An 11,800-nucleotide genomic window follows, 5' to 3' on the forward strand; every position below is an offset into this window, starting at 1 on the left:
AACCCGCGCATCTATACTGTGTTGTTTTTCGGAAATCGACCCGTATTGACGGTTGATTTGGCTTTTTGCGTGACAAAGAGGCAGCCCTCCCCTATTTCCGACACCATTCGCGCTTGAACAGCTGAGCAGGCTGCTTCGCAAGGGCGCGGTTCATGCCGGGAATTGTGATGCCTCTGTCCATTCGCTGTTATGCCTATCTGGTCATCACCACCCTGCTATGGGGTGGCAATACGGTCGCCGGCAAGCTGGCACTCGGCCATGTCAGCCCGATGGTCCTGAGCTTCGGCCGATGGGCTATCGCCGCAGGCCTGATCATCGCAATCTCTGTTCCACAGATCCGCAAGGACTGGCCGGTACTCAAGGCCAACTGGATACTGCTCGCAGCCTATGGTGCAGTGGGCTACGCTGCATTCAACGGCTTTCTCTATACGGCGCTGAAATACACCAGCGCCGTCAACGGCGCGATCGAGCAGGGTGCGATCCCGGTATTGATCTTTGTCATCAATTTCCTGATCTTCCGAATCCCGGTATCCAAGGTTCAGATCCTCGGCTTTCTCATCAGCTTTGTCGGCGCAGCCTTGACGGCTTCGCACGGCAACCTGATGACCCTGCTGACATTGTCACTGAACTACGGCGACCTGATCATGCTGTTTGCCGGCCTGAGCTACGCCGTCTACACGATCGCCCTGCGCTGGAAGCCGGCCGTGCATTGGAAGAGCCTGATGGCAGGACCAGCCCTTGCTGCCGCCCTCACCTGCCTGCCGCTCCTCTATTGGGAAGCCGGAAACGGCGAAATGATCCTGCCCGACACGCGCGGCTGGCTGATCGTGCTTTACTGCGCCGTCTTCCCATCCTTGATCTCCCAGATCCTCTACATCAAAGGCGTCGAAGGCATCGGCGCGAACCGCGCAGGACTGTTCATCAATCTCGTCCCGGTGTTCGGCACGCTCCTGTCGATCAGCCTGCTCGGGGAAACGCTCGAAGCCTTCCACATCATCGCCCTGGCACTTGTGCTCGGCGGCATTGCAATTGCCGAGTGGGGCAAGCCGGCCAAGGTGAACTGAGGAACGGTCTGCTCCGGACAGGATATCTCTCGGCCACATTGATTGATCGACCCTGAACGCGGGTGGCATCAAAGCGAGTGGATGGCGAGGCGAAACAAGAAAAGTGATCAGACGAGCCGGCCATTACGGCCGGCTCGTCTCTTTTTGGGTTACGGCGTGGTCGGAGCCGCTGCACCACCGCTAGGCGCCGGGGCTGGCGCGGCAGGGGCCGGAGCCGGTTCAGCAGGTGCAGCCGGAGCTGCATCAGTGGCGGCCGGAGGCGTCGGGGCCTCGGTGCTGGCGGCCGGCGGCGCCGGTGTAGCGGGCGGCGTTGCTGCCGGTGCCGAACTTTCCGTTGCCGGCATTGTCGTGCTTTCCCGTTCGGTGGTCGATCCGCCGAACAGCATGAAAGCCCCGGCCGCAATGACGGCCACAAGCAGTGCAGCAATGGCAACTGCCGTTCCGCTCATGCCGGCATTCTGTGTGACATGCGGCGCTGTCTGCGTGACATGTGGCGGGGTGACGTTTGGACGTTGGTCCTGCATGGATATTCCTCCTTGGAAAGCGAGGCCCGTCCCGCCAGTGGCGCGACAAGCCTCGGCTAGAGATATAAACGTGGTCGGGAACTTTGTGTTCCGTTCTGTCTTATTGCACCACGCCGACGACCACATAGGTCTCGGGGTCAACGATCACGCGCTGGTTGTTGACAACGGCATAGGCGTAGGTCGGATCTTCCGGAACCGGCGTCAGCACAACCTGCTGCGGCAGCGGCTGGCCCACGGCGACCCTCTGCTCGATGACGACGGGCTCAACGGGAACCGGCTGCTGGCGGACATAGGTCACGACGGTCGGCGGCGGCGGATCGATTGCCGTGCCGGCGATCGCGCCGACCACGCCACCGACGGCGGCACCGACCGGGCCACCAACGATCGCACCGGTTACGGCGCCACCGGCAGCGCCGGTCATAGTACCTTCCTGCGCGAGAGCAGGCGACACAATAGAGCCAAGTACGATAGCACCAAGAGTAAGCATCTTCGTCTTCATGGCTTCATCCTTTCCGTTTGATTACCATGGACGCTAGAACATCTTGTGATCAAATTTGTTCCGGAAGCGGACACGTGGATTTTAATAGGAATGCAAATCAGCAACACTTTCGCGTTGCCGCATTTTGTTCCGGACGAATATGGAAATTGACTTCAGAATTGATGTTTATGCATCGATGGGCCGCGCCTTATTTCAGGGCGCCGGCACCACCGGCACGACCCGGTTGCGTCGAACTTCGTGCAGGATGTGGCCAAACAGCGCCACCAGCACGATCGGTCCGCCGATCAGCGTTGCCGGAGACGGGACCTCGTTGAGCACGAGCCAGACCCACAAGGGGGTCAGCGGCACTTCGAGCGCCGTCAGGAGGCTGGCATCCGCCGCCGGCAGCCGCCGGGTAGAGGCGGTATACAAAATCAGGCCCATCGCGTTTTGCACGATGGCAAAGATCACGATCAACTGGAGGTCTGGCGCCGAGACAGCCAGCGGCGCGGCAAACCAGAACGTGACGAAGGAGCAAAGCCAGGCCGATCCAGCCATCGCGGGCAGCATCGGCACCTCGCGATGCTTGCGCATGACGGTGGCCATCGCGGCGACCGAAAGCGTCATCACGGCCGCCAGCAGCTTGCCGAAAAGTTCGCTCCCACTGCCAGTGCCGCTGCCGTTGCCGCCATGCCCATCGGTCAGCATCACCAGAACGCCGGCCATGGCCACGCCGCTGGCAATCAGCGTCGAACGACTGGGCCGTTCCCCGATGAACACGAAGGCAAACGCGGCGGTGACGAAGGGCACCGTCGCATAGATCACCATCGCATCCGCAATCGACGTGTAATACATCGAGCCTATGCCGGAAATCATGCTGGTTGCCGAAAAGATCGTGGCCAGCAGGCTGGGCCAGCCCATGCGGCGCAGGATGCCCGGCACCCGGCCCCGTTCCAGATAGACAAAAAACAGGAACACGCACGTGCCTGAAAACAGGCCACGCCAGAACAGCATGGTCATCAGGTCGGTGCCGATATGGCGAATGAACAGGCCGGATGAAGACCAGGCTAGCGCAGAGATCGCCCCGAACACAACGCCGAGGCGGTAGTGACGCTGGTCATCGAGTGTCATGGCAAAAGCGCAGACAAGCGCATGGACAACATTGGCACCTCAGCCATCCCAGCCGACGATACCCTTGATCTCCAGGAAATCATGGATAGCCCAGTCCGCGTATTCCCGCCCGTTGCCTGACTGCTTGTAGCCGCCGAATGGCGCTGACGTATCCCACTCGGGATAGTTCAGGTACACCGAACCGGCGCGCATCCGGGCAGCAACCTGTCGGGCATGCTCGATATTGCCCGACTGGATATAGGCAGCAAGGCCATAGACCGTGTCATTGGCAATCGTGATCGCCTGCTCTTCCGTTTCATAGGGCAGGATCGACAGGACAGGGCCAAAAATCTCCTCGCGCGCAATCGTCATGTCGGGCGAGACATGGCCAAAGATCGTCGGGCGAACATAGTAGCCACGATTGAGGTTTTCCGGACGGCCGGGACCCCCGGTGACCAGCAGCGCGCCCTCCTCGATGCCCACTTCGATCAGTCGCTGGATCTTGTTGAACTGGATTTCGCTGACCACCGGCCCCAGCACCGTATCCTCGGCATGCGGATCGCCGACAATGAATGCCTCGGCCGCATCGCGGGCAAACAACAGCGCCTCGTCATGCCGGTCTGCCGGCACCAGCATCCGGGTCGGCGCATCGCAGGACTGGCCGGAATTGCCGAAGCAGCCTTCGACACCCTTGCGCACCGCCGTCTCGAGGTCGGCATCGGGAAGGATGATATTGGCCGACTTGCCGCCCAGTTCCTGCGCCACGCGCTTGACCGTTTCGGCTGCGGTTTTCGCCACGATGATTCCGGCCCGCGTCGAGCCGGTAAACGAAACCATGTCGACATCCGGGTGCCCAGCCATGACCTGGCCGACATCCGGGCCGTTGCCGTTGACCATATTGAACACGCCCTTCGGCGTTCCGGCAGCCTCCATGACTTCGGCAAAGATGATGCCCGAAATCGGCGCGATTTCCGATGGCTTCAAGACCACGGTGCAGCCGGCAGCAATTGCCGGTGCCACCTTGCAGACGATCTGGTTGAGCGGCCAGTTCCACGGCGTGATCAGCGCGCAGACGCCGATCGGCTCCTTGACCACCATCGTCGAGCCGCGCTTTTCGGAAAATTCGAAACGTTCGAAGGCAGCGATCGTCGCCTCCAGATGCGCCCGCCCCGCCCAGGCCTGGCTCTCGCGCGCAAAGGCAATCGGCGCGCCCATCTCGCGACTGACAGCTGCCGCAATATCCTCGTATCGTTCGTTGTAAATCTCCAGAATGCGCTTGAGCAGCGCCAGCCGCTCGGAACGCTCCGTCATCGCAAAGCTCTGAAAGGCCGATTTCGCCGCCGCCACAGCCCGATCGACATCGGCCTTGCTGCCGACGGAAATCTGCGTGAATGGCTCCTCGGTCGAGGGATCGATCACGTCCAGCAAGGCCGGAACCACCGGGCCAACCCATGCGCCGTCGATATAGAACTTCAAGTGATTGGACATAGGTGCTCCGGAGGGGACATGGCAGGCTGGCCTGCACTATTGTCCAAGCCACAACGCTCCGCAAGCGGTCCGCGTCCGCCGCAACGGCAATCCCCAATGCGAATACGAATGCTATCGCTCCAGCCTGTCGAGCATACGCGACCACGCGATCCTGGCGGCCACTCCGACGCGACGAAACCGGTGCAGCGGGATCGGACGGATCGGCGAAATCGGCAGCGGCAAAAGGCTCGGATCACCATCGGCGATATAGTCGGCAAGCGGTGCGCCAAGCGCGGTCATCAACCCGACGCCGCGCCCCTGACAGCCGGCAACCATCAGCAGCCCCGGCTCCGGTTCATGCAGGTGCGGCAGAAAATCGCTGGTCATCGCGACACGGCCGAACCAACGACGCTCGATCGGATGGCCCGCAAGGACTGGATAGAGGCGTATCAAAGCACGCTCCTGATGCTGCCAGTCCTCCGCACCTGCCGGCGCCCGCATGGGACCACGCCCGCCTAGCACAAGCCGGTTGTCCGGGCTCTTGCGGAAATAGACGAGGATGCGGCGGCTGTCGGACACTGCCTGCCCATGCGGCAGGATGATATCGGCAAGGCTGGCAGGCAAGGGTGCCGTCGCAATCTGGAACGAATGCAGCCAGACAAGGCTTTGGGCCAGGCCGCCGACCAGCGTGTCGGAATAGGCATTGGTCGCAACCAGCACCTTTGCTGCCCGCACCTCGCCTCCGCCCTCCGTCGCGACACGCCAGCCGCCGCCATCTCGAAGCAGGCCGGTCACCCGCGTATTGAGGGCAATGCGAACGCCTTGAGCGACGGCAAGTCGCGCCAGCGCAAAGACGTAGGCAAGCGGATCGATCGTGCCGGCCCTTCGGTCGAGCCAGCCACCCCTGTAACCTTTGGCACCGGTCAGCAAGGCGATTTCCGCGTGATTGAGCAGAGTTACGTCGGCGCCATGGGCCCGCCATTGCCTGTGGCGCTGGGCCGCCGCCGCCATCGCCGTCTCGCTATGGGCCGCCTGTATCCAGCCCGTGCGCGTATGAGGCACATCGAGTTTCTCGTTCGAGATCAGGCTGAAGACCGCATCGGCCGTTCCCGCAGAAAATTCGGTCAACCGGGCGCCCCGTTCGGGCCCAAGCATCGCGACCAGTGCTTCTGGATCAAACTTCATACCCGGGATCACCTGCCCGCCGTTGAGCCCCGAGGCCCCCTCGCCCAGGCTGGCCGCTTCGATCACCTGAACCGACAGTCCGCGCCGCGCCGCCTGAAGCGCCGCAGAAAGCCCCTGGACACCGGCGCCGACAACGACAAGATCGACGGCTTGCGTCGTGACCGACCCGAAATCTCCGGCAATTGCTTCGGGCTTCTGCCAGACGGACAGGTTGGCCGGCGGCTCTATCATGAAATGTTTCCTGAAAATCGACAGCTGAAAACAGGCGTAAATTGGACTTGAAAATGACGAAAATCAACGATGATCGAATAGCACCTGCGCTGTTGTTCCATCGCCGGAACAGCAAGAAGCGCACGGCGCAGACTGCGAGTAAGGGAAAGACTAGGCCTCATCCGGCAAACGCCAGTCGATAGGCTGCCGGTCGTGCGTAGCCAGATAGGCATTCGCCTGTGAGAAATGTCGCGATCCGAAAAAGCCGTTATGGGCCGAGAGGGGCGACGGATGCGGCGCCTTCAGCACCAGATGACGATTGCGGTCGACGAAGGCTGCCTTCTTCTGCGCATAGGCGCCCCAGAGCATGAAGACGACATGTTCACAGTCGTCGTTGACGGCGCGAATGACCGCATCGGTAAACTGCTCCCAGCCCTTGCCCTGATGCGATGCGGCGCGCGCCTCCTCGACCGTCAGCACGCTGTTGAGCAGCAGAACGCCTTGTCTTGCCCAGCTTTCGAGAAAGCCGTGCCGCGCCGGCGGAATGTCGAGATCGGTCTTCAGTTCCTTGTAGATGTTGACCAGAGACGGCGGAATGCGCACACCCGGCCGCACGCTGAAGCACAAGCCATGCGCCTGGCCTTGACCGTGATAGGGGTCTTGTCCGAGGATTACCACGCGAACCTGATCAAGAGGCGTCAGGTCAAGCGCGCGAAAATATTCCGGACCCTTCGGGAAGATCTTCTTCCCCTGCGCCCGCTCCTTGAGCAGGAAGGCTTTCAACGCCTGCATGTGGGGACTTGAGAACTGCGGCGACAGCACCCGTTTCCAGCTCTCGTCCAATGTGACGTCCGATTCAGCCATGCAAAATCCTGCCCGTGCCATTTCGATCCCCCTTGATTGGAGGACGCCGGCTCTGTCTGTCAAGCATGGGCCGGATTCGTCAACGACGAGATCGAGGGGCAGCGCGCGGGCCGCCCCTCCGGGCTTGACGGGGGGAGGTTAGATCGAGCCAGCTGCCATTTCCGAGGCGATGTGTTCCGCCTGCCGGATGGCCAGGGATACGATGGTCAATGTCGGGTTTTCAGCCGCACCGGTGGTGAACTGGCTGCCGTCCGAGATGAACAGGTTCTTGATATCGTGGCTGCGGCCGAACTTGTTGACGACGCCATCCTGCGCTTTCTCGCTCATCCGGTTCGTACCCAGATTGTGGGTGGAGGGGTAAGGCGGCGTCGGGAAGGTACGCGTCGCGCCGACCGCCTCATAGATCGCCATGCCCTGTTTGAAGGCGTGGTTGCGCATCGCTTCGTCGTTCGGATGGTCGGTGAACCAGACATCCGGGATCGGCATCCCGTATTTGTCCTTCAACTCGCCATGCAGTTTCACCGCGTTCTGCTCCTGCGGCATGTCCTCGCCGACGATCCACAGACCGGCCATATTGGCATACTGGTCCATCGCCGAGGCAAAGGAACGTCCCCAGCCGCCCGGATCGAGGAAGGCGGCCATGAACGGTATGCCGAGCGCCAGCGTCTCCAGTTCATAGCCGCCGACAAAGCCGCGCGACGGATCATGCTTGGCCTCGTCGCGGACGATGCCGGCCATGGTCGTGCCGCGGTAGAAATGCACCGGCTTCTCGAACACGCCGTAGACCGAGCCGGTCGTGTGGCGCATGTAGTTCTTGCCGACCTGGCCGGACGAATTGGCAAGACCATCGGGAAACATCGACGACGCCGAATTGAGCAGCAGCCGCGGACTCTCGATGGAATTGCCGGCGAGACAGACGATCCGCGCCTTCTGGCTGTGCAGCTTGCCATCCTTGTCGGCGTAGACCACGGCAGTCACCTTGCCGGTGGCGTCATGTTCGATCTTGACGACATGCGCGTTCGGCCTCACTTCGAGCTTGCCGGTCGTCTCGCCCTTGGGGATTTCCGTGTAGAGCGTCGACCACTTGGCGCCCCACTTGCACCCCTGGAAACAGAAGCCGGTCTGCTGACAGCTCATCCGGTCGTCGCGATCGGCCGAATTGATCGCCATGTTGCCGGTGTGACATTCCTTGTAGCCCAGCTTGTCGGCGCCGGCTTTCAGGATCTTGAAATTGTTGTTGCCCGGAAGCCCCTCGATGCCGTTGGTGCGGGTCACGCCCATCTTGTCCTCGGCCTTGGCGTAATACGGCTCCAGTTCGGCAAGCGTGATGGGCCAGTCGAGCAGATTGGCGCCTTCGACCTTGCCGTAGTTGGTCAGGGTCTTGAACTCGTGCTCCTGGAACCGCAACGATGCCCCGGCCCAATGCGTTGTCGTTCCGCCGACGGCCTTGACGATCCAGGCCGGCAGGTTGGGAAAATCCTTCGACACCTGCCAGCCGCCGCCGGTTGTGCGGTTGTCGAGCCAGGCAAGCTGGGAAAAGCTGTCCCATTCGTCGTTGATGAAGTCTTCGTGTTCGATGCGTCCGCCCGCTTCGAGAATGACGACGTCGATGCCCTTCTGGGCAAGTTCGTTGCCGAGCGTTCCGCCGCCCGCACCCGAACCGATGATGACGACCACAGTGTCGTCGTTGAGATCGTAAGGCGCTGCCATGATTTCCTCCCAGGAATGTCAATTCTGCATGTCGAGACTGCGCCGCCACTCCCTTCCCATGCGTGATGGGCCTCCTCGGGTGGCGATGCTGCTTGCAATGCTATCTGCCGCCGCATCCGCGGCCCTTAGAGCCACTCGATGTCGTTGAAACCACGCTCGATATAGCCGCCCTTCGAATAGGACTCGCCCTCGTAGCCGAAGATCGGCCACAGCTCCTTCTGGTTATAGAGGCTGACCACAAGATCGCCGCGGATCGCCTGGAAGAAGGGTGTCGTTTCGATATCGCGCAGGATGGCAACGCGGTCGTCTTCCCAACCCAGCCCGCGATAGCCGCCGGCGCCCGCCCGCTTGTCGAGATCGGCAATGCCGTCTTCGATCAGCGTCTTGTGGGCGTCTTCCTTGGCCGCGCGCTGGTCCTGCCCCTTCACCGCAATCGCGTAGAATCGGTCGGCAAGCTGGTCATGCGGATAGATGTCGCGGGCGAGCTGGATCAGCGTCGCCATGCTGTCCGGCTTCAGCGCCGTGGTCTCCAGCCCCCAGGCATTCTGCGGGCTGATGACCGCCGTCCCGCTGATCACCAGCGCCGCGCCGATGCTGCCGCGCTTCAAAAGCTCGCGGCGGGACAGGCCTTTCGTCTTTTCGTACACTGTTACCACGTCAGTCTCCTCCCAAAGTCCTGTGGTTGTCGGCAGGCCGGTTGCTCCGGCCTGCATTGGGCGGCGCGGATAGCCGCGCGACCCCTTGTCGAAATGGTGCCCGGCTCGGTCCTCCAACCCAGCCGGACAAGGCCGTCATTTGTACCGGCCGTGCCGCTGCAAGACCTCGATCTTGTAGCCGTCGGGATCGGTCGCGAAGAAGAAGCGCGCGAGAAGGGCTCCGTCCCGATTGAAATCGACGATTTTTCCGGGGTTCAGTCCGAGGGCGGTAAACCGCTGATGCTCGCTATCGAGATCGCTGACCGAAACGGCAAGGTGGCCGTAACCATCGCCCAGATTGTAGGGTTCCGTCCGCCCCTTGTTGACCGTCAGCTCCAGCTCGAATTCGCTCTCGTCACTGCTGAGATAGATCAGCGTGAAGGTGTCGAAATCCAGCCTTTCGGCAATCGAAAGCCCGAAAGCCTTTCCGTAGAAATCGACGGACCGCGCTTCATCGAGCACGCGCACCATCGAATGGATCATCTTGGCCAAGTCAAACTCCTGCGTCTGCACCAAATCATGCAATGATCAGAGTGTGCTACCGGGAAGCCCGCTACGGGTAGCAGCCCATTACCGCATGGCCGATTTTGCTGGTCCGGGAGCCGAATTCAGCGCCGATCGGACAAGCACTTATGAGAAAGATCGAAATTGACCGCTGTGCATGCCGGTCGCATACTGGGCGTCAAAACAAGAAACGATGGAGGAAATAGGCATGTGTGAGGTTTTTGCCGGACAGGATCCTGCCCGCTACCGCGCCGTCAACCGATCGGTGCGCATCGGCGGTCATTCGACCAGCATCCAGATCGAAGCGGCCTTCTGGGATCTCATTGATGAAATCGCCGCCGGCCAGTCGCTGTCGACATCGCGCTTCCTGTCGACGCTTTACGACGAGGCGCTGGAAATCAACGGCCAGGTCAGCAATTTCGCGTCGCTGCTGCGCACGAGCTGTCTGATCTACCTGATGGGCAAGGCGCAGCATCCGGAAAGCCCGCCGCAATTTCACATCATCGCGGCCGAATAAGAAAAAGCGCGGCCCGGAGAACCGGACCGCGCCTTGATTTCGGCAAACCGTCTTGGGTCGGCGCCGAATATTATTCGGCAGCCTGCAGTTCCGGCTGCAGCACCGGCCGCACGGCCGGCTCCTTAAGCACCTTGCCGCCAAGGGCTGCATGGAAGAGGCTCTCATCCAGCTCGCCTTCCCAGCGGGCGACGACAACAGTCGCCACCGCATTGCCGATGAAGTTGGTCAGCGCCCGGCATTCCGACATGAAGCGGTCAATGCCGAGGATCAGCGCCATACCGGCGACTGGAACCGAAGGCACGACCGAGAGCGTGGCGGCCAGCGTGATGAAGCCGGCGCCCGTGATACCGGCCGCACCCTTCGAGCTCAGCATGGCGACGGCCAGCAGCAGGATCTGGTCGCCGAGCGGCAGGTGAATGTCCGTCGCCTGGGCGATGAACAATGCTGCCAGCGTCATGTAGATATTGGTGCCGTCAAGGTTGAAGGAATAGCCGGTCGGGATGACCAGGCCGACGACCGAGCGCTTGCAGCCGGCCTTTTCCATCTTGTTCATCAGGCCTGGAAGGGCGGCTTCCGAAGACGAGGTGCCGAGCACCAGCAGCAGCTCTTCCTTGATGTAGCGGATCAGCGCCAGGATCGAGAAGCCGTTATACTTGGCAACCGCACCCAGAACCACGACCACGAACAGGAACGAGGTCAGGTAGAAGGTGCCGATCAGCATGGCGAGATTGGTGACCGAGGCGATGCCGTATTTGCCGATGGTGAACGACATGGCGCCGAAGGCGCCGATCGGGGCAGCCTTCATCAGGATCGCAACAAGCTTGAAGATCGGGGCAATGACCGCATGCAGGAAATCGGTGACCGGCTTGCCGCGTTCGCCGACCAGCGCCAGCGAGATGCCGAACAGGATCGAGAAGAACAGCACCTGCAGGATATCGCCATCAGCGAAAGCACCGACGATCGTCGTCGGGATGATGTTCATCAGGAAGCCGATGATCGTGGAGTCATGCGCCTTCTCTGTGTAGGTCGCGACGGCAGCGGCATCGAGCGTCGCCGGATCGATATGCATGCCGGCGCCCGGCTGCACGACATTGGCCACCACCAGGCCGACGACCAGCGCCAGCGTCGAGAAGGTCAGGAAGTAGAGCATTGCCTTGCCGGCCACGCGGCCGACCTTCTTCATGTCGGACATGCCGGCAATGCCGGTCGCGACCGTCAGGAAAATGACCGGCGCGATGATCATCTTGACCAGCTTGATGAAGGCATCGCCGAGCGGCTTCAACTGCGTGCCGATTTCGGGATAGAAATGGCCGAGCAGGATGCCGGCAACGATGGCGGCCAGAACCTGGACATAAAGATGCTTGTAGAAGGGCTGCTTGCCCTGGGGCGCATGGCCCACAGTTTCGATATGCATGATTTCCTCCGTTGTCGCCCCTGTCGGAACTCGTTCCGGCCTCCCGGGCACTGCGCTA

General features: G+C 61.5%; 12 protein-coding genes. 2 read left to right on the forward strand and 10 right to left on the reverse strand.

Annotated elements, in window-relative coordinates:
• The first annotated feature begins 173 nt into the window (after positions 1-173).
• Positions 174-1,064 (forward strand): DMT family transporter, encoded by an 891-nt coding sequence (locus tag IM739_RS16885; protein ID WP_442981146.1) that lies wholly within the window; start codon positions 174-176, stop codon positions 1,062-1,064.
• 149 nt (positions 1,065-1,213) lie between these two features.
• On the opposite strand, the gene IM739_RS16890 is transcribed toward IM739_RS16885, so the two are convergent.
• The 9 genes from IM739_RS16890 to IM739_RS16930 form a co-directional block, all read right to left on the reverse strand.
• Entirely contained in the window at positions 1,214-1,588 is a 375-nt protein-coding gene (locus IM739_RS16890) for a hypothetical protein (RefSeq protein ID WP_237368842.1), read from the reverse strand.
• Positions 1,589-1,688: 100 nt separating this feature from the next.
• A complete protein-coding gene (locus tag IM739_RS16895; RefSeq protein ID WP_237368843.1) occupies positions 1,689-2,087 on the reverse strand; it encodes a DUF1236 domain-containing protein in 399 nt (132 codons plus the stop codon).
• A gap of 192 nt (positions 2,088-2,279) precedes the next feature.
• Complete coding sequence (locus IM739_RS16900; protein ID WP_237368844.1) at positions 2,280-3,197, reverse strand: DMT family transporter; 918 nt, start codon at positions 3,195-3,197, stop codon at positions 2,280-2,282.
• A 39-nt stretch (positions 3,198-3,236) separates the two neighbouring features.
• Complete coding sequence (locus IM739_RS16905) at positions 3,237-4,664, reverse strand: aldehyde dehydrogenase family protein (RefSeq protein WP_237368845.1); 1,428 nt, start codon at positions 4,662-4,664, stop codon at positions 3,237-3,239.
• A gap of 111 nt (positions 4,665-4,775) precedes the next feature.
• A complete protein-coding gene (locus tag IM739_RS16910) occupies positions 4,776-6,059 on the reverse strand; it encodes an NAD(P)/FAD-dependent oxidoreductase (RefSeq protein ID WP_237368846.1) in 1,284 nt (427 codons plus the stop codon).
• Positions 6,060-6,209: 150 nt separating this feature from the next.
• The gene (ung, locus tag IM739_RS16915; RefSeq protein ID WP_237368847.1) at positions 6,210-6,902 is read right to left on the reverse strand and encodes a uracil-DNA glycosylase; all 693 of its coding nucleotides are present in this window, start codon (positions 6,900-6,902) and stop codon (positions 6,210-6,212) included.
• A 138-nt stretch (positions 6,903-7,040) separates the two neighbouring features.
• Positions 7,041-8,612 carry a GMC family oxidoreductase gene (locus tag IM739_RS16920; protein WP_237368848.1) on the reverse strand — a complete coding sequence of 524 codons (1,572 nt, stop codon included), beginning with the start codon at positions 8,610-8,612 and terminating at the stop codon, positions 7,041-7,043.
• 125 nt (positions 8,613-8,737) lie between these two features.
• Positions 8,738-9,268, reverse strand: a complete 531-nt coding sequence (locus tag IM739_RS16925; RefSeq protein ID WP_237368849.1) for a gluconate 2-dehydrogenase subunit 3 family protein — start codon at positions 9,266-9,268, stop codon at positions 8,738-8,740.
• 135 nt (positions 9,269-9,403) lie between these two features.
• Positions 9,404-9,799, reverse strand: a complete 396-nt coding sequence (locus IM739_RS16930; protein WP_237368850.1) for a VOC family protein — start codon at positions 9,797-9,799, stop codon at positions 9,404-9,406.
• A 220-nt stretch (positions 9,800-10,019) separates the two neighbouring features.
• Between IM739_RS16930 and IM739_RS16935 the strand changes: the two genes are divergently transcribed.
• A complete protein-coding gene (locus IM739_RS16935; RefSeq protein WP_237368851.1) occupies positions 10,020-10,328 on the forward strand; it encodes a ribbon-helix-helix domain-containing protein in 309 nt (102 codons plus the stop codon).
• Positions 10,329-10,398: 70 nt separating this feature from the next.
• Here the strand turns inward: IM739_RS16935 and IM739_RS16940 are convergent, their stop codons facing one another.
• Positions 10,399-11,742 carry a dicarboxylate/amino acid:cation symporter gene (locus IM739_RS16940; protein ID WP_237368852.1) on the reverse strand — a complete coding sequence of 448 codons (1,344 nt, stop codon included), beginning with the start codon at positions 11,740-11,742 and terminating at the stop codon, positions 10,399-10,401.
• Positions 11,743-11,800: the final 58 nt, after the last annotated feature.

Origin of the sequence: Rhizobium sp. SL42, assembly GCF_021729845.1 — a bacterium.
Lineage (GTDB): Bacteria > Pseudomonadota > Alphaproteobacteria > Rhizobiales > Rhizobiaceae > Allorhizobium.